24 protein-coding genes are annotated in these 22,511 nt (G+C 39.4%); 5 read left to right on the top strand and 19 right to left on the bottom strand.

Annotated elements, in window-relative coordinates:
• Position 1: 1 nt before the first annotated feature.
• The 6 genes from LV92_RS10025 to LV92_RS10050 form a co-directional block, all read right to left on the bottom strand.
• Positions 2–847: an NmrA family NAD(P)-binding protein gene (locus LV92_RS10025; protein WP_111623493.1), complete on the bottom strand. Its 846-nt coding sequence runs from the start codon at positions 845–847 to the stop codon at positions 2–4.
• Positions 848–887: 40 nt separating this feature from the next.
• Complete coding sequence (locus LV92_RS10030) at positions 888–1,397, bottom strand: anthrone oxygenase family protein (protein WP_111623494.1); 510 nt, start codon at positions 1,395–1,397, stop codon at positions 888–890.
• Positions 1,398–1,401: 4 nt separating this feature from the next.
• Positions 1,402–1,803, bottom strand: coding sequence for a DUF5367 family protein (locus LV92_RS10035; protein ID WP_111623495.1), 402 nt, complete (start codon positions 1,801–1,803; stop codon positions 1,402–1,404).
• Positions 1,804–1,895: 92 nt separating this feature from the next.
• The gene (locus tag LV92_RS10040) at positions 1,896–2,750 is read right to left on the bottom strand and encodes a helix-turn-helix transcriptional regulator (RefSeq protein ID WP_111623496.1); all 855 of its coding nucleotides are present in this window, start codon (positions 2,748–2,750) and stop codon (positions 1,896–1,898) included.
• A gap of 163 nt (positions 2,751–2,913) precedes the next feature.
• The gene (locus LV92_RS10045; protein WP_245946330.1) at positions 2,914–4,359 is read right to left on the bottom strand and encodes a CotH kinase family protein; all 1,446 of its coding nucleotides are present in this window, start codon (positions 4,357–4,359) and stop codon (positions 2,914–2,916) included.
• 442 nt (positions 4,360–4,801) lie between these two features.
• Entirely contained in the window at positions 4,802–5,644 is an 843-nt protein-coding gene (locus LV92_RS10050; RefSeq protein WP_211322958.1) for a TIGR03571 family LLM class oxidoreductase, read from the bottom strand.
• 556 nt (positions 5,645–6,200) lie between these two features.
• Here LV92_RS10050 and LV92_RS10060 point away from each other — a divergent pair.
• Positions 6,201–6,590: a DoxX family membrane protein gene (locus LV92_RS10060; protein ID WP_111623499.1), complete on the top strand. Its 390-nt coding sequence runs from the start codon at positions 6,201–6,203 to the stop codon at positions 6,588–6,590.
• A gap of 12 nt (positions 6,591–6,602) precedes the next feature.
• Here the strand turns inward: LV92_RS10060 and LV92_RS10065 are convergent, their stop codons facing one another.
• The 4 genes from LV92_RS10065 to LV92_RS10080 all read right to left on the bottom strand — a co-directional run bounded on the left by LV92_RS10065 (position 6,603) and on the right by LV92_RS10080 (position 10,296).
• Positions 6,603–7,424 (bottom strand): SDR family NAD(P)-dependent oxidoreductase, encoded by an 822-nt coding sequence (locus LV92_RS10065; protein ID WP_111623500.1) that lies wholly within the window; start codon positions 7,422–7,424, stop codon positions 6,603–6,605.
• The gene (locus LV92_RS10070) at positions 7,421–8,398 is read right to left on the bottom strand and encodes an LLM class oxidoreductase (protein WP_111623501.1); all 978 of its coding nucleotides are present in this window, start codon (positions 8,396–8,398) and stop codon (positions 7,421–7,423) included. The genes LV92_RS10065 and LV92_RS10070 overlap by 4 nt, the downstream gene beginning before the upstream one ends.
• Before the next feature lie 303 nt (positions 8,399–8,701).
• On the bottom strand, positions 8,702–9,556 hold the full coding sequence (locus LV92_RS10075; RefSeq protein ID WP_111623502.1) for a DUF4437 domain-containing protein: 855 nt from the start codon (positions 9,554–9,556) through the stop codon (positions 8,702–8,704).
• A 65-nt stretch (positions 9,557–9,621) separates the two neighbouring features.
• On the bottom strand, positions 9,622–10,296 hold the full coding sequence (locus tag LV92_RS10080; protein WP_111623503.1) for an NAD(P)H-dependent oxidoreductase: 675 nt from the start codon (positions 10,294–10,296) through the stop codon (positions 9,622–9,624).
• Positions 10,297–10,462: 166 nt separating this feature from the next.
• On the opposite strand from LV92_RS10080, the gene LV92_RS10085 reads away from it, so the two are divergent.
• Complete coding sequence (locus LV92_RS10085) at positions 10,463–11,347, top strand: AraC family transcriptional regulator (RefSeq protein WP_111623630.1); 885 nt, start codon at positions 10,463–10,465, stop codon at positions 11,345–11,347.
• A 44-nt stretch (positions 11,348–11,391) separates the two neighbouring features.
• Here LV92_RS10085 and LV92_RS10090 read toward each other — a convergent pair whose 3' ends face one another.
• Positions 11,392–12,693 (bottom strand): MFS transporter, encoded by a 1,302-nt coding sequence (locus tag LV92_RS10090; RefSeq protein ID WP_111623504.1) that lies wholly within the window; start codon positions 12,691–12,693, stop codon positions 11,392–11,394.
• A gap of 191 nt (positions 12,694–12,884) precedes the next feature.
• Here LV92_RS10090 and LV92_RS10095 point away from each other — a divergent pair, with 191 nt between their 5' ends.
• On the top strand, positions 12,885–13,991 hold the full coding sequence (locus LV92_RS10095) for a Gfo/Idh/MocA family protein (RefSeq protein ID WP_111623505.1): 1,107 nt from the start codon (positions 12,885–12,887) through the stop codon (positions 13,989–13,991).
• 66 nt (positions 13,992–14,057) lie between these two features.
• On the opposite strand, the gene LV92_RS10100 is transcribed toward LV92_RS10095, so the two are convergent.
• Positions 14,058–14,528 carry a RidA family protein gene (locus LV92_RS10100; protein ID WP_111623506.1) on the bottom strand — a complete coding sequence of 157 codons (471 nt, stop codon included), beginning with the start codon at positions 14,526–14,528 and terminating at the stop codon, positions 14,058–14,060.
• Between the two features lie 12 nt (positions 14,529–14,540).
• Positions 14,541–15,554 carry a zinc-binding alcohol dehydrogenase family protein gene (locus LV92_RS10105; protein WP_111623507.1) on the bottom strand — a complete coding sequence of 338 codons (1,014 nt, stop codon included), beginning with the start codon at positions 15,552–15,554 and terminating at the stop codon, positions 14,541–14,543.
• 396 nt (positions 15,555–15,950) lie between these two features.
• Between LV92_RS10105 and LV92_RS10110 the strand changes: the two genes are divergently transcribed.
• Both LV92_RS10110 and LV92_RS10115 read left to right on the top strand, forming a co-directional pair.
• Positions 15,951–16,166 (top strand): hypothetical protein, encoded by a 216-nt coding sequence (locus tag LV92_RS10110; protein WP_111623508.1) that lies wholly within the window; start codon positions 15,951–15,953, stop codon positions 16,164–16,166.
• 20 nt (positions 16,167–16,186) lie between these two features.
• Entirely contained in the window at positions 16,187–16,552 is a 366-nt protein-coding gene (locus tag LV92_RS10115; protein WP_111623509.1) for an arsenate reductase family protein, read from the top strand.
• 311 nt (positions 16,553–16,863) lie between these two features.
• On the opposite strand, the gene LV92_RS10120 is transcribed toward LV92_RS10115, so the two are convergent.
• The 6 genes from LV92_RS10120 to LV92_RS10145 form a co-directional block, all read right to left on the bottom strand.
• Positions 16,864–17,967: an acyltransferase family protein gene (locus tag LV92_RS10120; protein ID WP_245946332.1), complete on the bottom strand. Its 1,104-nt coding sequence runs from the start codon at positions 17,965–17,967 to the stop codon at positions 16,864–16,866.
• Between the two features lie 261 nt (positions 17,968–18,228).
• Entirely contained in the window at positions 18,229–18,651 is a 423-nt protein-coding gene (locus LV92_RS10125; protein WP_111623510.1) for an OsmC family protein, read from the bottom strand.
• A 67-nt stretch (positions 18,652–18,718) separates the two neighbouring features.
• Entirely contained in the window at positions 18,719–19,267 is a 549-nt protein-coding gene (locus LV92_RS10130; RefSeq protein WP_111623511.1) for a carboxymuconolactone decarboxylase family protein, read from the bottom strand.
• Positions 19,268–19,333: 66 nt separating this feature from the next.
• Complete coding sequence (locus LV92_RS10135; protein ID WP_111623512.1) at positions 19,334–20,194, bottom strand: helix-turn-helix domain-containing protein; 861 nt, start codon at positions 20,192–20,194, stop codon at positions 19,334–19,336.
• 305 nt (positions 20,195–20,499) lie between these two features.
• Positions 20,500–21,528, bottom strand: a complete 1,029-nt coding sequence (locus LV92_RS10140; protein ID WP_111623513.1) for an agmatine deiminase family protein — start codon at positions 21,526–21,528, stop codon at positions 20,500–20,502.
• The gene (locus tag LV92_RS10145; RefSeq protein ID WP_111623514.1) at positions 21,529–22,410 is read right to left on the bottom strand and encodes a carbon-nitrogen hydrolase; all 882 of its coding nucleotides are present in this window, start codon (positions 22,408–22,410) and stop codon (positions 21,529–21,531) included.
• Positions 22,411–22,511: the final 101 nt, after the last annotated feature.

The raw sequence follows: 22,511 nt of genomic DNA on the forward strand, positions 1-22,511 counted from the left end.
TTTAAAGGGTCCCAACCTTAGTATTCCAAATCCCTGTATCTGTAGTTTCCTTTACATATTCCGAGAAATCTTTTGGCTTTCTTCCCAATACTTTCTCTATATCATGGGTAATATCCGCATTGTCCGGATTACCCAGAACCTCTGTAAACAAGTACTCTATCAGCCAAATATAATCGGCAGGGACTCCCTGTTGTTGCATTACTTGGGTATAGGCCGAAAGGGCAATTGGCGTAAATGCAATGTCCCTTCCAGTGGCTTCGGAAATTTCCTGGATCACTTCTTTAAAGGTAAGTTGTCTTGGACCGGTAAGTTGGTAAATCTCTCCATTGTGCTTTTCGTTCAGCAAGGCAGCTACAGCCACATCGGCAATGTCATCCGTATCCACATAGGGAACTTTAACATCTGCCTGTGGCAAGGCTACAAAGCCCTCCAAAATAGGCTCCAGGAAAAAACTTTCACTAAAATTTTGATTAAACCAACTAGCCCTAACAATAGTATAATCCAGACCAGAGTGGATCACCACTTGTTCACAGAGTTCAGCTTCGCGCTCCCCTTTTCCAGATAAGAGCACTACCTTTTTCACGCCCGATTGTTTGGCTTTTCTGATCAGTTCCTCTATTGCCTCCAAAGCTCCCGGAACTGCTAGGTCTGGTTGAAAGGTGATATAAACCTTGTCTATCCCTTTCAAGCTCTCTGACCATGTTTCTGGTTGTTCCCAATCAAAGGCCGGGGAAGCCGATCTGGAACCTATCCTGACCTTATGGCCCGCCTTAATTAATCTATTTACTACTTTGCGGCCCGTTTTTCCGGTACCGCCGATGACTAAAATATTACTCCTGTTTTTCATTTTTATTTGTTTAAAATTATTGTTTAGAATTTGGGGACATCTATTGAATACTGTTCTTAGCGGCCTGTATTAATGCCAATAGAAGAAAGAGAAAGGAAATAACCGAGGTGATGGTCCTTATAAGGTGCAAACGATTCCATTTTAGTTCGAAGCTTTCCCTCAATTGTCCCAATTCGTTCCTGCTTGCCGTATTCAAATTAACTTTATCCAGCATCTCATTTAAAGGAACGTTCCCGAAAATGGTGACCAGCACTACCCCTAAGAAGTAGGTAGCCGTGGCCAAAACCAATAGCCACATAAGTGTACCCGGACTTCCTTTGAACCAATACAAAGAGATAAACCCTAGTATGGAAGGACCAAAGAACACCACAAAGAACAGGGGATTTATTATGGTTCTGTTCATTTGTTGAAAGGACATCAAATAACCCTGGTCATCCAACCTTCCAATTCCAGGGGTAATGGCATTGGTCCAAGTGAAGCACAGTCCTGCCGATAGACCGGTCAATATTATCAATACGCTGATCAATATAGTTTCAAGTGTAATATCCATGGCCTTAATTCTTTAGAAGTTTAGTTTTTGGGTATACACGGGCATACCAGTACAATACTGATACCAATAAAAACTCGGCCGCTATGATCCAGAATCCCAAGGAGGTAAAAAAGCTAAAATGACTACCTCCTTTTGGGATTATGAAGAAGGGGACCGTGATTAAGGCATCCAATATAACAGCAGTCAATAACATGGTTTGCCCCACCAGATATCCATGGGTTTGAAGGTCCTTCTTGTAGTAGAAAGTACAGCCCAACCAGACCAGTGGAATAACCACAACAAACAATACAAGATTTGCCTGTGCATCTTTATTTTCCAAGATGGGTACATAGTAAGAAACCGAATAAAAAAGGATGGCAATAATCCAAATGACTATACCAATAAGTAGTGCACGTTTAATTTTCATGACTTTTATTTTTTAAAGTTACATGCCAAAATTATTGGAGTGCGCTCAGGACGGGTTGTCCCAAATGGAGTAAGATTTGTTCGAAAGGGAATTTACTTGATCTGACTAGGTCTATAGCCAAACTTTTTTGCGAAGGCGTTGGAAAATGAACTTAGACTATCATAGCCTACGTGCCAGGCAGCTTCCTGTACCGTAGCATCCTGATTGCGGATCAACTTATGAGCCAAGGTCAATCGTTCGTTTTGAAGGTATTTGAACACGGGAACGCCAAAATATGCTTTAAAGTCTTTTTTTAATTTAAAGGTGTTTAACCCTATTTGTTTGGAAAGTTCACTTAGGGAAGGAGGGTTATCAATATTTTCCAATAAGATATCTTTGGCCCAATTGAGTTTACTGCGTTCCTGGGGATTTATTTTTTCTGTTTTTAAGCTGGCCAATTGACCAAAAAAATGGGAAAGCAAAGTTGTTATCTGACTTCGGAAAAACATCATTTTGGTTTTTCCCTCATATTTAATATTGAATAAGCCATCTACAATGGCTTGCATTTCCGGGGTCATAATGAAATGGGGACCTTCCACATAATGATCGGAGGGATTGACCAGCTCTCCCAACATATCTCCGAATAACTCCCCCTCTTGGTTGGGAAGTTTATCCAATGCTTTTATAGAGGTGGCTATAACCAAGCATTCCAATGGCTTGGCGGAGGAGACAGTATGTATGAATTCTACTTTATCATCCGCGAAAAAAGAAAGGGCCAAACCCTTGGTATGATTGAAGTCTTTTTGTTTGTCCCCATATTTTACCTTTAAATCAACATTACCAGAACCATAAAAAGCAACGGCGATCAAAGGCTCTTCAAAGGAGCATGAATCTATGGTAGCCTCATTTACTTTGGCTTCTTCTACCAAAATAATAAAGTCGTTTATATCTATAATATCCCTTGTCATACAGTTATTAGCGAATTTACAAAATTTTAGATTTTGAATTTTTCACTGCTGTAAGATTCCAATAATTTAAAAAAACAAAAAATCCAGCCACTTTTGCAAGTAGCCGGATTTCGGTCGGGGGAACAACAAAATTAATCAACCTGACGGTTCATCAACATAAAAACTAATCGTTCAAATAATTATTTACTGCTGTAGCACGAGCGCTAACGTGACTATTTAACTGACTAATGGCCACCTGAAAATCCGAACTGGAACTTAGAAATGAATACCCGGAAACTTCAAGGTTGGCATAAGGTTCTACCAATGCCGAATAAGTTGCATATTTGGATTGCATAGTACTCACGTTAAAGGCATTGTCGACCACATCCCTTACATATGCGTCATATTGTGCCCTATAGGTGGCATCCTCATACAAATATCCTATTAATGGCCATTGGGTATGATTTAGATCTGAAAAATCCAAAGCCAATGCCCCTTCCCTATTACCATTTTGCAAAGCCTCATTATTATCCCATGGAATCCATGATAATTTTTCCGTATCGGGATTATTGTACAGATAATAATTATGCGTCATTCTACCATAAGTATCCCAATTTTGAATTACGGTATTTACAGCCAAATATTTCAAAAAGGTATCAGTGTCAAAAACACTTTCCAAATTGGCACGCCAGGTTTCGGGATCCGTTGTTCTATCCGCTGCATGCAAAGCCGTAAAGACACTTTGTATATCGCTAAAATCGGCTTCATCTTCATTGGTCTTCTTTACAAATACATCTTCGGTGAAGGTACCCTGTGCAAAACTGGCACCGGTGCCATCAGGTTTGTATAAATTACCATCATTATCCGAAAACTGGGTATCTATTACCGTGTCATCCACTTCTTCTACCAAAGTATATACTCCAAAATATTGGGGTCCATCGCCATGATCCACGTAAACGGCATAAAATGCGGCGTGTGAACTGGCTATACCGGCATCCCTGAAAACATCGGTAGCCACCTTTTCCCTTAGCATGGATTTGTCATTGTAGTTATTTTTCAAACTCAATTTCTTAAATCCATAAAAACGTTGATTGTCTATTTGGGGATATTGATCTTCAAATTCATCAAAATCAAGCTTAAATGATAATTTTAGGATACCACTGCTCCAGCTAGACTGTAAACTGGAGTTGCCTTTAAAGCGCACTCCAACCCTGTACCATTCCTTGCCGTTGTACAACACCTCTCCGGGTACAAAAATAGGATCCTCATCGACCTCTACCAATCCTCCTCCACCAGGACCTCCACTACCACCAAACGCCCCATATAGTGACGTCATATCATCCAACATACTCTGCCAACGCTCTTCTGTGATGACAATATCCATACGCTTTACAGCCTCATCCTCAAAAACTTCATCAAAATTTGGATCGGCCGATTTGCTATGCGTATCATCGGTCCAGTCCACGGCTTCAAAATCGGTGTCGGAATAGGTTTCTACATAAGTTTCACTTTCTGTTACCACTTCCCCCTCTTCCTCTACTGCCGTATTTTCTACCGCATCGTTGGAGCAGGAAAACACCAACAATAATTGCATCATTAATAAAAACAATAAGTTTACTTTTCTCATCATTATATACTTTATAGGACTATTATTACCCTACAAAGATGTGGATTGGAACAACATGAATTTTAAGGAATCAGTGAATGGCCTATTCTTTTAAGTGAATAAGGATATTTATTGGGTGAGTAAATTATTGGATCTCCAGAAAAGTGATACGTTGTGGTACTATTTATAAAAGAGTTTTAGGGATACTTGCTCCTAATTGGAATTTGATTTAGAATGGATTCTTCCATCTCCCTGGATTCCCTAATCAAAGCACTTGCCAAAACGGTGGTTGCATCTATAATTAGGCTATCCTCTCCCAATAGTAGTTTTGCCCATTATATTTTTGCCGACTTTTTATTCTTTTGAAATTCTGGCAATACTTTTTCTGCCAGTCGCTCCAAGGTGCGTTCCATATCATTGGAATTGAACCTTAGATTTATACTAACATGGTTTACACCAATAGTTTTTAAATGATGTAATAGGTGTTCAAATAATTAGCACCCGTCCTAAAGCCCAAATGAATGGGTTCTGGCCTAAAATCATCGTCTTCTTGAAGATCTACATACATAGGCTGCATAAAAGGCTTGTCAAAAATACATGTTTCAGCAACCAGTGCCCGCCACTCCTCAATTCTATATTTCTGTTGTCTTGGGTCTCTGGGGTAATACATCCACCCATTGGCGTTTTTGGCATTCCACTCCAAAGACTGCTGACTATAGCCGGTCATCAATAAGGGAATTTTATGGTTTTTGGCTTTTGGAAGTATATCTATATCCCCTTTTAAAACGCCATAATTTTTGGTTTCCAATTTAGGGTAACTCTGCTGTGACTTACGAATGTATCCAAAGGCCTCCCGAAACAATTCCCCACGGTTCTCATATTCGATTCCCATTGCGGGATATTCTTCAGATCTATCGCCTGAAGCCACTCCTAAAAGCAACCTCCCACCTGATAATTGATCTACGGTGGCAGCGGATTTTACTACATGTACCGGATGGTGCAATGGCAAAGCGATACTGGAAACACCCAGTGCAATTTTTTTAGTTTTAGCCGCCAAAAATCCTAAATAAGTAAAGGGATCGTACATTTGGCCCGAATCGCCAAAGGAGGGTACATTAAAGGGTACGTCACGAATCCAAAGGGCCTTGAAGCCCAATTCTTCCAATAATTCCACACGTTCCAAATGATGCTCCATGGTAGGCATTAAACCTTGATCGTAGTTCTCTATTGGCATTGAAATTCCAATGCTCAGTTCATCGGGTCGGAATACACTATTGTATGCTTTGTTAATGGGCTCGAAATCCTTCATATGCTTTTCCTTCGGGGGTTAAATTATTCAATTCTATGAATCTGTCCTACAGCTTCATTATTACTCTGGCACCAGCTACCCTACTTTCTAAGCTGTCCAAAGTACCACTTACCAAAAATAAGTTAGCGAACTATTATCCGGGTTTTAGGCGTTTCCAAGTTGCTGTGCAATTTTCATACCGTTCCTGGATATTGATAGAACGCCTATCGTATACCCCAAACCATTAATGACCTATAGAACACATATCTACCTAAGTCACAGCCTTGAACGGTATAATTACTTGATTGAACTTGAGTATAAGGTTTTTGCCCTTTATGGATATAAAGCATTAAAAGGTTCCAATTTTAATTGGAAATCACAGCATATGGTGTAAAACAATCCTGCCGTACTTTTTACAAAGATACTAAAAACCAATTTTATAGTAATTTTAAAGGTAGTAAGAATAAAAATTGACCAATAAATTGCACATAAGCTAAAAGAGGAGGTAAAAACGTTCTTGACACTGTCAATATAAATACACCCTCCCACATTTTTATATATTTGCTACAAAAAAGTAATGAACAATATTAGTTATTTAATGTTGCGCCTGGCGATAGGGTTAAGCATGTTTGGGCACGGATTGGTACGTTTGCCCAAACTATCGGGTTTTAGTAAATGGATGGTCAAAAGTTTTGAGGGCTCCATGTTACCGGAGATCATTGTTGTACCCTTTAGTTATGCACTTCCCGTACTTGAACTTTGTGCAGGCCTTCTTTTGCTTATAGGCCTATTTACCAGGCAAGCGATTCTTTTGGGAGCGCTGATCATGCTCATGTTGATCTTTGGAACCACTTTAATAGAGAACTGGGCAATATTACCGTCACAACTTTTCCATGTAGTCTTTTTTGCAGCACTGATGAATTATATTGACGATAATAGCTGGGCATTGGACCTCAAATTAAAATGAGCGGACAATTATTTAGGAGACTAGATTTCCTAAAACTTTATTGGTAACTCCTATAAGTTGTCTTATTTTATCTTGGTCATAAACATCGGGATGTGCCGAGGCAAAAACTCCTCTGTCTTCTCCCTTATCATTATTAAAATATTTTCCGGAATCGTTATTATACATTTCTGAAATGGCCAGGTCCACTAATAGATTTGCCCCTTTTTCAGCTGGGGCCCAATGTTGCCCATAGGCTTCATTGGCCATTTTAGTGTTTAACAAGGAACCAGGATTCACTGCAATTACGGTAAGGTCCGGTTCTCTGGCGGCCAGGTCAAAACTCCACATGGTCAATGCTAATTTGCTCTGTCCATACGTCGTATTTTCGGATTGCCTCTCCATCCCCATCATAACCGACTCTGAAACAGTAGATTGAGCAGCTGAACTTAAATTAATAATACGTCCTGTTTCCGATTTTTTTAATAGGGGAAGAAGGGCTTTGGTCAACACATAGGGTGCCAGATAATTGACCACTATTCTTATATCCAATCCGTTATTATTGGTAGCTGTCTTGCTCATATAAATTCCGGCATTATTGATCAAAACATCTATTTTGGAAACTTCATTTACAACTTTTTCCGCCATTTTGGAAACTGCCTCCAGATCTGAAAAATCGGCTACAAACCCTTTTATTTTTTCATTTTTAGATATGGTTTTAATTTCCGAAATAACACTTAGAAGTTTTACGGAATTTCTTCCATGTAGATAAATTTCGTGACCTTCCTTGGCCAATTGTATTGCGGCCAGTTTCCCTATGCCGTCGGTGCTTCCCGTGATCAGAATGGTTTTTTTCATGAGAACGTTATTTCTTTTTTATTCGATTGAAATTCCGGTAATACTTTTTCCGCTAATCGCTCTAAGGTGAGTTCCATATCATTTGAATTGAACCTTAGATTTATACTTACATGGTTTACGCCAATAGTTTTTAAATGATGTAAATAGGTATTCAAATAATTAACACCAGTCCTAAAACCCAAATGAATGGGTTGTGGTCTAAAATTATCGTCTTCCTGAAGATCCACATATAAAGGTTGCATAAAAGGCTTGTCAAATTCACTTGACTCGGATACCAAAGCCCGCCATTCCTCAATTCTGTATTTCTGTTGTCTGGGATCCCTGGGATAGTACATCCACCCATCCGCCTGTTCTGCATTCCACTCCAAGGTTTGCTGGCTAAAACCGGTCATCAACATGGGAATTTTATGGCTTTTGGCTTTTGGAAGTATATCTATATGCCCTTTTAATTCGCCAAAGTTTTTTGTTTCCAATACAGGAAAACTCTGCTGTGACTTACGAATGTAATGGAAGGCTTCGCGAAATAACTCCCCGCGATTATCATAATCTATACCCATGGCGGGATATTCGTCAAATCGATCACCAGAAGCTACCCCTAAAAGCAACCTCCCGCCCGATAATTGATCTATGGTGGCAGCGGATTTCGCCACATGCACCGGATGGTGCAAGGGCAAAGCGATACTGGAAACACCCAATGCTATTTTGGACGTCTTGCCCGCCAAAAATCCCAAATAAGTAAATGGATCATACATTTGACCCGCATCGCCAAAGGAAGGCACATTAAAAGGTACATCCCTAACCCACAATGATTTAAAGCCTAGATCTTCAATAAGTTCTACACGCTCCAAGTGATGCTCCATGGTAGGCAGAAGCCCCTGATCGTAGTTCTCTATAGGCACTACTATTCCAATGCTCAGTTCTTCAGCTTTGAATACACTGTTGTATGCATTGTTAATGGGTTCGAATTCTCTCATCTTAAATTATTTTGTCTGCAAAGTCCCTCTTTAGTTAAAAAGCTTATTGCTCCTGTTGAAAGCTGGTGCTACTTTACCTTCCAATGCTCAGAATCTAAATATTAATACTGCAAAGGTGTGAATTGAAAGAGCTTGAATATTAAAAAATCAACCAATGCCCCTTCTGCTTAAGTGAATCAAGTGCAATTTCCAATAAGTCTATTAGCACAAGGCAAGCTTAAGCCAAATGCCAGCATACACCATTGTCCGCCTTTTTGTTGATATAATGAAATACTCCAAAGTATTTCATCGGACCTGAATAACCTATTCTAGAGGCGTACGAGAGGCAACTTCAAATTTTCCATTTGTTCTGACGTAAACAATACTTTCTTTTTCTGAAGAAATTTTATGAGTTGAATTTTCCGCCGCACCAAAATAGGATCCAGCATCTAGAACATCAACCTTATCATCTTTAGCAGTTTGGTGTGTTATGCTACCTTGAATGATCACTGCTCTTAGATTTGGACTATTATTAATAATTTCACCTTTAAATCCGGCCGGAAATTTTATGAGCGAAGCATTCAATTCGTCCTCCTTATGACTTCCCCATAAAAAAGCAGTTTGCACACCACTATTATCTTTTATCCAGGTAATATCAGATGCATTTAACCAAACCAAGTTCGATTTATCAACATTTAAAGGACGCTCACCATTATCAAAAGCCTGAGTTGTGGGCCTTACCAAATACGGACCTTCTTGAATTTCTATATAAGCCAAATTAGCTTCACCTGTTGCTGCTGTAATATGTGCTTCGCCTGCTGGTTGTACCCAGAAGGATCCCGCTGGTAACCATTGTTCTTTTGCTTTTTCATCATCATTGTGCAACAACCCTTTTATTACCACACCACGATATGTTATGTTATGGATGTGTGGTGGCGATGAAAATCCTTTTTTAAATTTTACTAAAAATCCTGCTGGTCCGTTTTTGGTACGATCTCCCCAAAGTTTTCCCGCAGCCGGACTTTTATCGCCTCGCAACGGATTTAACGAACCCCATTCTACTTTGTCTGCTGTTACTACTTCGTTAGTGAATTTAGCAGCATCCGTTTTTGGAGTTTCTTGTGCACTCCCCAAAAAAACTAGGGTACTTCCCAATACAAGTGAAATAATGAATTTCATATTAGTGGCTTCATTTAAAGATCAGGTTTCCCTGACTTATTATTTTTATATTCAACTCCTTGCACCTACAACCAAGTAACTATATCCTCCTTGTTTCTTCTGGACTTGGCAAACTCTGGTTCTTTTTTCCTATAACCAAATGCCGCCATATACGACAACCCATATTTAGTGGTGTCCACACCAAATTTTTCTTGTAATAATGCCTCTGACTTTTCTTGATGAAAGCCTTCAATAGGACAACTGTCTATACCGATCAATGCCGCTGAGGTCATCATATTTCCCAAGGCAATATAGGTCTGCTTAGAGGCCCAGTCGAACAACTTTTTATCATCGTCCAAGTTAAAATCGCGCTCCTGGAACTCCCTATAAAATTTAGAATACATTTCTATTACCTCTCCAGGCAATTGTTTTACATCCTTCATCATGGACATAATGTAATCCGAATCCCATTTGGTCATGGGTGCCTTCATGCTCAGGCCCAATACAAAGTGACTGGCAGTATCCAACTTTACAGGTGCTCCCCAAGCCACTGGCTTTAGGGCCTCCCTCAACTCCTTATCCTGTACTACAATAAAATGCCAGGGTTCAAAACCAAAAGAGCTAGGGGATAAATGAGCCGTTTCCAAAATAAAATCCATATCGCTATCGGATACTTTCTTGCTAGCATCAAATTCTTTGGTTGCATGTCTAAATTGAAAGGCGTTTATGATCTCCTTTTTTGAAATGTTTGGTGTATTCATTTTTTTAATTTTTGTTTGCGATTAAATTATGGGACAAAGTTAACTGCCCTTATCCTGTTATTTTTGGTAAAACAATTGGGTATTTATGTACTTTTAAAGGTTATTGGCGCCTAAAAATGATTCCTTACGCTTATTTTATTTAATTTTGACCCTAAAACAGTTAAAAATGCAAGTATTACAGACCTATAAACCTTTTGAAATACAAGAAATTGAATTAACGGAATGGAAACAACGGCCCGTTAAAAACAATTTTTTTGAATTGGTCCTAATAAGGGAAGGAGAAGGAATACAGTGTATAAACTACAACGAATACAACTATAGCAAGGGCAGCATATTTTTACTGCCCCCTTTAAAATGTCATTCGTTTACCATAGAAAAACCAACCAATTTTGTCTTTTTAAAGTTCTCGGATTCTTTTTTCAAAAATACCAAGGGCATGTCCATTGATAGAAATGAATGGTTTAGGGAAGCTTCCTATATACTATCCAACTATAATCAGTTACCGGGAGATATCATTAGGAACGATTTGGATAAACGCCATATAGAAAGTCTAATTGCCATGATTTTGCAGGAATCCAGGAATTATGGCCAGGAATCCGTAAACCTCATTACAAGCTTAATGACCAGTATCTTGGAGATACTGATCAGGAACATCAAAAAAACCAACTATTTTGAGGGACCACAACACAATGCAGATGATAGAATCTCGAAGATGCTCACCTATATTAACGAGAATATTGATAAAACAGAGCTTTTAAAAGTAGAAAACTTGGCAGATGTCTTTATGTTGTCTACCACCTATGTAAGTGAATATTTTAAAAAGCAAGTAAATATGCCCCTACGGGAATACATCATTAAGGCTAAGTTGAAATTAGTGGAAATCCGCTTATTGAATTCCGATTTTACACTCACCGAAATTGCCCAGGAATTGGGCTTTACGGACGTTAGCCATCTGTCAAAAACTTTTAAAAAGTATGTAGGCACCTCCATTCGCGAGTTCAAGAACAACGGAGAATATAGGCTTTTAACGCGAAATGCCTGTACGGCATAAACCTAGCTGCAACTGTACTCCCGTAGTTTAAGGTGTACATTTTATTATTGTGGATTCTTCACCTTAAGTGAACCAATGATCAAAAACAATAAAAAGACCAGCGTAACATACCCCATATAACGGTAAGAACCCAAGCCGGTAAAGCAGTAACTGAATAAGCTTGGCGCTATGGCGCTACCTATAACCAAAAAGCTCATTACTTTTCCTGAGATGGAACCTAAATACCTTCTACCGAAAAAACTGGGCCATGTAACTGCATTGATTACTGCAAATAAACCGCCCATGGTCCCTAGCCCCCCGACCAACAAATATACCCCTATAGGATAAGCGAGAAACAATAGTCCCAACGAGGCCACTACCCCACTTGCCAACATAATGAACAAATAGATTTTATGCTGAATGTAATCACTTAAAATGTTGCAGGTAGTTGATACGAATATTGCTATTATGGACATGGGCAAAAAAATTGCGATGGCTTCGGCCTTTGTGTAATCCTGACTTCCAAAAATAGAGACGATATGAAATGTAAATCCCGTTACATAAAAACTATTGAAAGCCAAAACCAGTCCAAACATCCAAAAGGCCCGGGTTTTTTTAGCTTCTTTTAAGGTAAAGTCGGTCTCGATTTCCTCAGCCTCTTGGTCCACTTCCTTCTTATCATGTCCATCGGGAAGCAAATCGAAATCCTCCGGCCTATTTCTATACAACAGTAAAATACAGAGGCAAAAAATAAAAAGGGATAGGGCCATTATTTGCCAACTGCTGGCCCAGCCATGTTCGTCAATAAGGCTATTCAACAGAATCGGGGCACTGGAAAAGCCCAAGGATACTGTAATACTGCTTATGGAATTAATTTTACCCCTGTTTTTCTTAAACCACATCATGATCATGTTCCTAGAAGCCATGGTCAACACTCCCTGACCGCTAAACCTAATTAAAAAAAATAAAAATGTGATCAATAAAAACGGAATGAACCAGGAATCAAAATTAAAAAGCGCCTTAATGGCCCCACTGATTTCCACGGAAACAGAAAATACCAAAAGGGATGCCCCCAAAAGTAAGGTAGCAAAGAAAGCCACATATCTGGCTCCATAGGCATCGAACCAAATGCCCGCCCTTGCCACCAAGGCAGAACTCAACAAGGTACCTATCATATAGGCATTGCTAAATTGATTTCTTGTCAACCCCAAGGCATCCTTGACCGGGTCCGTAAAAACGGATACCCCAATGGTTTGGCCCGGAATACTTGCCAAGATGCCTATGCTCCCAATAAGAAGCACTATATAACCATAAAAAAAAGGAAACTTTTGGGGATTTACTAAGGATAATTTAAGCGGGTTTGACATGCGTTGTAATAAAATCCGCAAAGATAAGGGTTTAAATAGGATTAGCTTTCCTCGCCCTTCCAAATACCAATACCTAAAACCTTTTATTGGTCAAATCTAGAGCTTGCCCATTAATTATATTAAAACATACAAGGATCTGTTGGCTATGTAAGTTCGTTTTTACTATTTTAGAACAAACAAATATAATAAGCATGGGTTCTAGAAGAGATTTTTTGGAAAAATTGAGCATTTCAGCAATTAGTTTACCTATTTTGTACAGTCCCGCTAAGCTTTTCGCTGCTACCAGTGAGCCTTATGAAGGACCAGTTTTAAGAGTTGCCATTATGGGCCTTGGAGGTTATGGTACGCGGGTAGCCAAAGCAATGGAATCCTGTAAGAGGGCAAAATTGGTGGGACTCATAAGTGGAACCCCTTCAAAAGTAGTCGATTGGAGAGCCAAGTATAATATTCCAGAGAAGAATTGTTACAACTACGATAATTTTGATAAAATCGAAAATAATCCGGACATAGATGCCGTGTATGTAATAACCCCCAACGGATTACACAAAGATCAGGTTATTAGGGTGGCCAAGACGGGAAAACATGTTATCTGCGAGAAGCCTATGGGCATCAATGCCAAGGAAGGTCAGGAAATGGTAGATGCCTGTAAAAAGGCCAATGTAAAACTATTGGTAGGTTATCGTATGCATTATGAGCCTAAAACAGTAGAAGTAATCCGCATGCGCCAGAATGGAGAATTCGGGAAGCTTAAGTTTTTTCAAGGCTTATCAGGATTTACCATCGGTGATCCTACCCAATGGCGATTAAACAAAGAACTTGCAGGTGGAGGGGCCATGATGGATATTGGTATTTATTCCATTAATGGTGCCCGCTATATGCTCGGGGAAGAACCAATTTGGGTAACGGCCCAAGAAACAAAGACCGATCCCGTTAAATTTAAGGAAGGAGTGGATGAAACCATACAATTTCAATTGGGGTTTCCGAGTGGCGCGGTAGCCTCATGCCTATCTACCTATGCTATGAGAAATTTGGACCGTTTTTTCCTAAATGGTGAAAAAGGATTCGCAGAAATGCAGCCATCAACGGGATATGGCCCCATTGAAGGGAGAACGCATAAAGGTGAATTGACTCAGCCACATATAACCCACCAAACCTTGCAGATGGATGGTATGGCCCAGCTTATTTTTGAAGGGGTTCAACCCATAGTTCCGGTTGATGGGGAAGAGGGTCTTAAGGATTTGAAGATTATAGATGCCATTTACGAGGCGGTAAAAACTGGAAAGAGGGTTGATTTATAATGTTTTAGACTATTGCATTGCAGCCTATCATTTAAAACCATAGGCTAGTCTTATTTGAAGCTTGACTTATTCTATCTCGGCAATTAGATAGACTATAACCGGAACATTCAATGGTGATTGATAAATGCCGATTGCCGACCGGGTGTGGATTCCCCTTACCCCAAACACCTGATTCATTACATCTGAAGCGCCATCCAAAACATCCGAATGGTCCTTGAACCCCTCGGCGGCCTGTATATGGCAATCCAAACGGATAATTTTCTTTACTCTTTCCAGATCTTTAACTGCATCCATCAATTGGGCAATGGCATTAATGGCGCAAATACGCGCACATTCATAGCCTTCCTTTATATTTAGATCGCTCCCTACCCTTCCTGTGTACGCCAAAACACCGAATTCCCCGTTTTTCCATGGCAACTGACCGGAAGTATAAAGAATATTATTGGAAATTGTCCAAGAAACATAATTTCCCACCCCTTTAGGTGCCATTTTGGGAACTACAATCCCTAAACTTTGTAATTTTTCCTTAATGGTCATAAGTCTAACCCTTTAAAATAAAATAACGGTTTTCCCGATGGTTTTACCGGACTCTTGCATTTCATGTGCTGCCTTTAAATTTTCAACAGTAAATCCGTAAAGCGTAGTAGTCAACGTAGTTTTTAGAGTACCATCATCCAACAAATGTGCCATATGGTTTAAAATTTCGTGCTGTCGCTCTATGTCCTCCGTGCTGAACATGGAACGGGTGTACATAAACTCCCATGAAAAGGTAACACTTTTATTTTTTAACAAATTGATGTTTAAGGGAGTACTGCTTCCGGTTATTGAAACAATGTGCCCTTGGGGTTTAATTATATCCGCTGCCAATTCCCAATACCCCTCCAGATCCACGAAATCCAATATATAATTGACCTGACTATGGCCAATTTTCTCCAATTCCTCTTTTAAATTGTAGTGATTCACTACATGATCCGCTCCCAAATCTTTGCACCAGGTTATGGAATCCTCCCTGGAAGCCGTGGCGATAACCGTTAGGTTGCACAATTTCTTGGCCAATTGAATGGCGATGGAGCCTACCCCGCCGGCACCCGCTATAATCAAAACCGATTTTCCTTTGTCCTTTTCAGGGTCTATCCTAATGCGGTCGAACAATGCTTCATAAGCTGTTAAGCTCGTCAGTGGCATTGCCGCGGCCTCGGGAACACTCAAGTTTGCAGGTTTGTGACCTACAATACGTTCATCTATAAGCTGATATTCAGCATTGCTCCCACTTCTGGTAATATCACCTGCATAATACACCTGGTCTCCCACCTTAAACTTTGTAGCTTTATCACCTATGGCCTCCACGATTCCTACCGCATCCCATCCAATAATTTTGGGAGTGTCCAATACCATATCTTTTGCTGCATTTTGTCTGATTTTGTAGTCCACCGGGTTTACGGATACGGCCCATATTTTAACTAACAGATCATATCCTGATGGTGTTGGTTTCTCTACCTCAAAGGCTATAAAACTATTCCTTTCCGAAATGGGTAATGATTGTTTAAATCCTATTGCTTTCATTATTTTTAATTTTCCTTTTAGTTACCCCAACGCTTAGTAGTACCCTAACAACTGTGCACAACGGTCATATATTTAAAAACATATACCTGTGCTTCTGTACAACCTAAGCTTCTTGATTCATAAATATAATTGAATTGTTCCAAATAAAGAGGGTTACAAAAAATTAACCCGATATGGAGGTTCAATAAGTCCTTAATTACTTTTAAAACAAAAGTATTAAGACTTTAGTTCGCCAAGAACGGGATATAGGTGGTAATCCATATAGATTTTTTTATTGGGCCGGCTATCTGTTCCATGAAATTTTTCCGGGGAGGAATACGATTTACATGACCGTCATCAGGTTTTAAAACTAAAAACTTCTTTATATTTATAGTATCAATCAATACATTTTTCACCATGAATGATTTAAGAAAAGTATTAGGCGAGATTTCACAGCTCACTGCGGATATTGAAACCAATTATCCAGAGCTATATCGTTCCTTGGATGAAAATCCTTTGACTATTCCTTCAAAAAGTCATCCCCACGTAAACAAGGAAGATTTAAAGGAATATTTGGAGAGTTTAAAACAATTGATAAAACATCATTTAGAGACCCATACAAAAAATGGGTAAGACAATTTTAAAATAAACCTATGGGAGAAATAGCTACCTCGGAAAGACAGATAACACTATATTACAGTTCCAAATCCACAAGAGCCAAGCAAACCTTGGCCTACGCCAAAGCTGAAGGATTGCCGATATTTGAAATTGATATCCTTAAAGTCCCTTTAACAGGGACCCAAATTGCTGAATTGGCGGATAGGTTAGGTATTGAGGTAAAGGATTTGGTGAACCAGGAACATCCATCCTATAAAGCCCATTTTGATCCCCACGAATTTTCTGCAGACGATTGGATAAAAATGATTAGGCACAACCCGGAGATTATGAAGCAACCTATTGCCATACGTGGCAAAATGACCATTTTAGTGGAAACCCCTACGGATATTATTAAAATTTAATATTCCTAATTTATCTTTAGATGACAGAAATTAACTAAATATTCATATCCTGCTTTAAATCAGTCATTTAACATCTATATATTTGTAATTCTTAACCTATTCCACAGTCGAGTGGTCAGTGTTTTTCAAAACATTGATAAGTATAAGGTCTCGACTGCGCTCGACCTGACATACCTCGACTGCGCTAAACATGACAAACCTATACTACGCTAGACCGGTCCTTTAAGGAAGCCTCTTAATTTTAACTTCTTTGATAAGGTTGATTTTACAAGTTGCCTTAAATGTTCGCCAGTTCACATACAAGATAGGGATCAGACCTTAATGTAAATCTTCTTTTTGTCCAACCAAAGTCCTATCAACCAACATAACATCATAAACACCAAGGCGAAGATGAAAGACCCGTAATAAGGTCCGAACCAACTGAATCCCTTTTCGTAGATATAATTGTACAAACTTTGATTTTCATTAACCCTTACAAAAAGCAAGGTTATTGCCAAATATTCTGACAATAGATATATGAAAAGGGAGTTCTTTCCAAAGATTTCGAAAAAATTAAAGTTTATGGGCCTTTTAACAAATTCGATAGCATAAATCAAAATGGAAAGCACAATGATGTCGAGGCCAATTGTAAGAATCACAAACGAACTTGTCCATAATTTTTTATTGACAGGAAAGCTTAAATTCCAAAAATACGCAACGGCCAATAATCCTGCAGCTACCATTAGCATTTTGGCCAATTTTTCATAAGTAATACCCCCTTGGATTACATACTGTCCCACGACATATCCAGCTATTACATTACAGATAGCGGGTAAGGTGCTTAACAGCCCTTCAGGATCGAATGGAAGCCCATCACCCCCATAAAGGTGGCTGTCACCGAGAAGAAACCTATCCAGGGTCCTAACCAGGTTGCCTTCCAAAGTATAGTCACCAAAGGCACTAAGCAACCCCCAATAACCCAAGAGGATAATTGCCGATGCGATAATGAGCTGGCGGTTGGTGAGAAAATAAATCATGGTTGCTCCAATAAAATAACAAAGTGCTATTCGCTGCAACACTCCCAATATTCGCGTTTCACTAAAAGGAACCAAGGCCAGACCCCCTGAGTCTGTCCATGATACAAAGGGAAACCAATACATCATATATCCCAATAGAAAGATAATTAAGGTCCTTTTTATAATTTTCTGAAAAACTTCCGAAGGGGGTTTATCGCCCCATCTGGACTTAACAAATGCAAATGCATTTCCTACCGCAAAAAGAAAAGAAGGAAAAACCAAGTCGGTCGGAGTAAACCCATTCCAATTGGCATGTAGTAACGGAGCGAAAGTAAGTTCCCAATCTCCCGGAGTATTAACGACTATCATCAGGCAAATAGTCAATCCGCGGAACACGTCGAGTGCCTTGAATCTTTTCATAATAAATTGCATTTTATTTGGCATCTAAGTTAAACAGTACTATTGTTCTACCAAATTAATTACCCATTTTCATTGATTCTTATTAAATCTCCGATATACGACTCTCAAAATGTGAAAACATTGTGTGGATAAACTTCTAGTTTACTTTATAAAAACCTGCAGCAAACACCATAATATGAATTGTTACCTAAACTAACCTAAAAAATAACCCCGATGAAAACACCGGGGTTACTTTAACTGAACAACTGTTGTAATATTAAATTATGCCAGTATGGGCTCCAGTTTTGCTGATTCTTGAAATTCCCATTCTCCCCTGACCAGGCGTGTAACATAACAGTTATCGGCTTCACTGATCAATAACTCCCTTTGTTCCTGGGTGAGGTTTCCCTGGATTTGGATGTTGGATTCCACTATGGTTTTAAAGCTGCCATTGGGTTGGCGCACTGCCGTTTGTTCCAATTGGGCATCGACCTCCCCAATTTCCCAGCCTTTTCTTCGGGCTACATTTCTTATTGTGGCCACTTTGCACATAGAGATCCCAGCCAATACCAATTCCACTGGAGAAAACCCTAAATCGGTACCTTTGGAAGGGATTGGCTCGTCCCCGAGTATAGCATGTTTTCCATTACTTATAACTGATTGATAGCCTACCGGTAAATTTTTGATGTTTATTTTTGTACTCATTTTATTTCATGTTTTATGCCCATCGAAGTTAAAATCAACAATGGGGAATTTATTGACTAATTCTGATTTATATGGCTGTGGTCTGTAGCTCTTCCACTAAAGGAAAATCTATTTCAAAATCCGCCAAATTGTGAATCAAGTTACTAATGGTCTTGTCTCCGATAACAATTACCGCATCGATCATATTGGCTTCCGAATATCCGGCTTCAAAGAATTCCTCTTTTATTTTTTCAGAGGCTCTTCCCTTATTTTCAACCGTATCCAATACGAACCTTGCCAAGGCATCCAGTTTACCGTCAAAACTGGCAGCACCCGTCCTAATCTCTAAAATTTGATCTTCGGTAAAACCGTTCATTTTACCAATTTGGGTATGGGCGGACAAACAGTAGTTACATCCATTAAACTGACTCACCACTAGATTAATAACTTCCTTCTCCTTAGCTTTTAGGGTTGTTTTCCTATTCTGTAATGTTAGGTAATCTCCTAAGGCAGTCTCATTCTTTGCGTAGTAGGCATACAAATTTGGGACGAACCCAACGGCCTTTTGTAAATTGTCGAAAATTGCTTGATTGTTGATAGATACTTCTTCTCTACTAGGTACTTGAAATCTTTCCATTGTCTTTTATTTAATTGTTGTACTTAATTTAACAATGCAAAGATGCGACCGGGAAGAAGGGTTTTGTTAGGTAGTAATTCCCGAAGAATTGGCAATTGTTCCCAAATCCCCTTTTTCTTTAAATTCCGAAGGGGAAATGCCCTCTTGTTTCTTAAAAAATCGACTAAAAGCCTGGATGTCCTCAAATCCCAATTGGTAAGCTATTTCCTTGACGGGCTTATCTGTATAGTACAGCATCCGTCTGGCTTCCAGTGCTATACGTTCATGTATATATTTCAAAGGCGATTTAGAATCCATTTTTGAAAAAACGTTGGATATGGTTTTTGGAGATTTATGCAGCAATTCGGCATAATCCGCAACGCTGTGTTTGTGTCTAAAATGCTGCTCTACTAGAAAATTAAATTCCCGAACAAGGTCCGTTTCATTGCGCTCCGCTGGATAGTTTTCCTGATTTTTATAAAGTCTGGCGCACAATATAAGGTACCTTTTTAACATCATTTGCAGCATATCTATCTGCAAATTATCATTGGACTTCATTTCTATAATAAACATTTTCCAGAGCGTATCAAATTTTTCATGATCCTCCTGGTCAAGGGCAATCACCGGGAGTTGGGAAGCGCCAAAAAATAGGATTCCCTTACATCCTACCTCGCTATCATGGTCCAGAATACAATAAAAGGGTCTATTAAACCTTAATAATCTTATTTCTCCTATTTTCTTAGGAACAATCTGATGGAACTCCGTTAAAAAAATGATTTGGTTTTTAGAAAACACTTCTTCCTTTCCATCAATAATAAGAATATTTGTATCGGATTGAAACCACAAAATAGTGAGGCTACTTTCAATTTGTTCCTTTAAGATATCACAACTATGACTGTCAATAGTATCTAAAAAAAGATATTCTTCGGTATGCCCAATAAATTTCATAAAATGCTCCTTGTCTTTCAGATACTTGTTATACCAAATTGGATTGCTCCACAATGCCAGAAATTAGTATTCCTTACTTTCTGTTGGTCGTAAGAACACAATAGGGCTTTCATTTTAAAAGGTAAGATTCTAAAAGTTAAAAGGCAAATAAGAACTTGTAGCTTCGACTACGCTCAGCCACCGAATGCACGGTACGGAGATTATTCCTAGCTATCGGTTATCGAGACGTCCGGAAATTGGGCTCATGTCCAAAGTGCCTGCAGATTAAGGAAGCGCAGTTGAAACCTATTTGAAGGCTAACAATATTACACAGGTATCTGTTGGCTCAAACAATGTAGCGTCCCAAAGCCCCATATAAGATCAATGGCACTAATACCTATGACCTCCCTATCGGGAAAGCAGCTAGCTAAGGTATTCAAGGCAATTCTATCGGCTGCATCATTGAATGTAGGAACTAAAACACAATTGTTTAAAATCAAGAAATTAGCGTAACTGGCCGGCAAGGTCAAACCTTCGAACAAGATATCCTTAGGCATTGGCAAGGTTATGATCTTTGGAGATCTACCATCTTCCAACTTAGCCTTTTTTAAGCGCTCCAAATTATCTTGGAGAGCCTTATAATTTTTGTGCTTTAAGTCCGATTCCGCAACGGTTACAATAGTCTCTTCATCCACAAACCTACACAAATCGTCTATATGACCATGGGTATCATCCCCTATAATGCCATCCCCCACCCAAATGGTATTGGTTATACCTAGGTATTCCTTAAAGATAGCTTCATAATCCGCTTTGGTAAAGTTAGCATTTCTAACCTGTACCTTCGGGTGCAAGAGACACTCCTCTGAAGTGATCAGAGTTCCCTTACCATTCACTTCCAACGCCCCACCTTCCAAAACCACGGGTTTTCCTTTGTAAACCACTTGCGTCAAGGGTACTTTCAAGACTTCCGAAATGGCCTTGGGCACCTTTCTATCCAATTTATAATTGGAGTATTTGGCCCAACCATTAAAGTTAAAATTTAAGGCTTCCCGGCTCTGACCATTTTTAACAATAATGGGCCCGGAATCGCGCATCCAACTGCGGTTGGTCTTTTGAATTATAAATGTGACTTTTTTAAGGTTTACGGTGGCCATTTCCAGCATTTCCGTAACCTTTGCCCTATGATGGGAACTGTCTACTACCAGAAAGACCTGCTCATAGGTAGCCACCTTTTTAATGAATTCTACAAAAGCCCATTGAATGGCACCGTACTTACCGGGCCAATCGTTACCGTTATGGGGAAAACAGAGCAAAATGCCCTGTTGTTTTTCCCATTCTGCAGGAAACCCTCTCATTTAATCCAAAGCTCTTTTGGTGATATCTGCAAAGGCATCTATACGCCGATCTCTAAAGAATGGCCAATTCTGACGTACATTTTCCTGTAGATCCAGATCCACCTCTGCTATAAGAATCTCTTCCTTATCGTGGGAAGCCTCGGCCAAGATTTCACCTTGAGGGCCTGCGATAAACGACTTTCCCCAAAATTCTATACCCGCTGTATTGGGGAGATATTGCTCCAAGCCAATTCTATTGGCGGCAGCCACAAATATCCCGTTAGCCACGGCGTGACCTTTCATTACGTTCATCCAGGCATTGTATTGCTTTTCCCCGTATTGCTCCTTTTCTTGTGGATGCCAGCCAATGGCCGTTGGGTAAAATAAAACTTCAGCACCTTTAAGAGCAGTAAGCCGTGCCGCTTCAGGATACCATTGATCCCAACATATTAGGGTTCCTATATTCCCTTTTTTGGTAGGATTGTTCTTAAAGCCCAGATCCCCAGGAGTAAAATAGAATTTTTCATAAAAATGAGGATCGTCCGGAATGTGCATTTTTCGGTATAGTCCGGCTTCGGTGCCATCGGTGTCAATAATGTAAGCACTATTGTGATAAATACCAGCCATTCGCTTTTCAAAGAATGGCACAATAATTACCACCCCCAGCTCCTTGGCCAAGGCACTAAAGGCTTTAAAAGAGGTACCGTACAATGGCTCTGCCAAGGCAAAATTGTCCGTGTCCTCACTCTGACAAAAGTAATGGCTACTATATAGTTCCGGGAGACATATAACCTCTGCCCCTTGATCAGCTGCTTTTTTAACCCAAGCGATGCATTTTTTCAAATTGTTTTCAGCAACATCGTTGAGGTTTAACTGTACTACTGCAATCTTGTATTTCTTCATGCTGTTATAATAAAAGATGTTGCAAAAGTAATATATAATAAATAATATTCCGCCCATTTTAGCTGAACACAAAAAGAACTTCTCAACAATAAAACAAGTAT

The organism is Arenibacter echinorum (genome assembly GCF_003259375.1).
In the GTDB taxonomy this organism is placed as follows: Bacteria; Bacteroidota; Bacteroidia; order Flavobacteriales; family Flavobacteriaceae; genus Arenibacter; species Arenibacter echinorum.

Coding starts and splice junctions, on each gene's coding strand:
- LV92_RS10030 (WP_111623494.1), bottom strand. CDS start 1,397: ATGGATATTACACTTGAAACTATATTGATCAGCGTATTGATAATATTG.
- LV92_RS10105 (WP_111623507.1), bottom strand. CDS start 15,554: ATGAAAGCAATAGGATTTAAACAATCATTACCCATTTCGGAAAGGAAT.
- LV92_RS10145 (WP_111623514.1), bottom strand. CDS start 22,410: ATGAAGAAATACAAGATTGCAGTAGTACAGTTAAACCTCAACGATGTT.
- LV92_RS10135 (WP_111623512.1), bottom strand. CDS start 20,194: ATGAAATTTATTGGGCATACCGAAGAATATCTTTTTTTAGATACTATT.
- LV92_RS10060 (WP_111623499.1), top strand. CDS start 6,201: ATGAACAATATTAGTTATTTAATGTTGCGCCTGGCGATAGGGTTAAGC.
- LV92_RS10110 (WP_111623508.1), top strand. CDS start 15,951: ATGAATGATTTAAGAAAAGTATTAGGCGAGATTTCACAGCTCACTGCG.
- LV92_RS10085 (WP_111623630.1), top strand. CDS start 10,463: ATGCAAGTATTACAGACCTATAAACCTTTTGAAATACAAGAAATTGAA.
- LV92_RS10120 (WP_245946332.1), bottom strand. CDS start 17,967: ATGAAAAGATTCAAGGCACTCGACGTGTTCCGCGGATTGACTATTTGC.
- LV92_RS10040 (WP_111623496.1), bottom strand. CDS start 2,750: ATGACAAGGGATATTATAGATATAAACGACTTTATTATTTTGGTAGAA.
- LV92_RS10125 (WP_111623510.1), bottom strand. CDS start 18,651: ATGAGTACAAAAATAAACATCAAAAATTTACCGGTAGGCTATCAATCA.
- LV92_RS10080 (WP_111623503.1), bottom strand. CDS start 10,296: ATGAATACACCAAACATTTCAAAAAAGGAGATCATAAACGCCTTTCAA.
- LV92_RS10045 (WP_245946330.1), bottom strand. CDS start 4,359: ATGATGAGAAAAGTAAACTTATTGTTTTTATTAATGATGCAATTATTG.
- LV92_RS10090 (WP_111623504.1), bottom strand. CDS start 12,693: ATGTCAAACCCGCTTAAATTATCCTTAGTAAATCCCCAAAAGTTTCCT.
- LV92_RS10025 (WP_111623493.1), bottom strand. CDS start 847: ATGAAAAACAGGAGTAATATTTTAGTCATCGGCGGTACCGGAAAAACG.
- LV92_RS10140 (WP_111623513.1), bottom strand. CDS start 21,528: ATGAGAGGGTTTCCTGCAGAATGGGAAAAACAACAGGGCATTTTGCTC.
- LV92_RS10095 (WP_111623505.1), top strand. CDS start 12,885: ATGGGTTCTAGAAGAGATTTTTTGGAAAAATTGAGCATTTCAGCAATT.
- LV92_RS10115 (WP_111623509.1), top strand. CDS start 16,187: ATGGGAGAAATAGCTACCTCGGAAAGACAGATAACACTATATTACAGT.
- LV92_RS10130 (WP_111623511.1), bottom strand. CDS start 19,267: ATGGAAAGATTTCAAGTACCTAGTAGAGAAGAAGTATCTATCAACAAT.
- LV92_RS10070 (WP_111623501.1), bottom strand. CDS start 8,398: ATGAGAGAATTCGAACCCATTAACAATGCATACAACAGTGTATTCAAA.
- LV92_RS10050 (WP_211322958.1), bottom strand. CDS start 5,644: ATGAAGGATTTCGAGCCCATTAACAAAGCATACAATAGTGTATTCCGA.
- LV92_RS10075 (WP_111623502.1), bottom strand. CDS start 9,556: ATGAAATTCATTATTTCACTTGTATTGGGAAGTACCCTAGTTTTTTTG.
- LV92_RS10065 (WP_111623500.1), bottom strand. CDS start 7,424: ATGAAAAAAACCATTCTGATCACGGGAAGCACCGACGGCATAGGGAAA.
- LV92_RS10100 (WP_111623506.1), bottom strand. CDS start 14,528: ATGACCATTAAGGAAAAATTACAAAGTTTAGGGATTGTAGTTCCCAAA.
- LV92_RS10035 (WP_111623495.1), bottom strand. CDS start 1,803: ATGAAAATTAAACGTGCACTACTTATTGGTATAGTCATTTGGATTATT.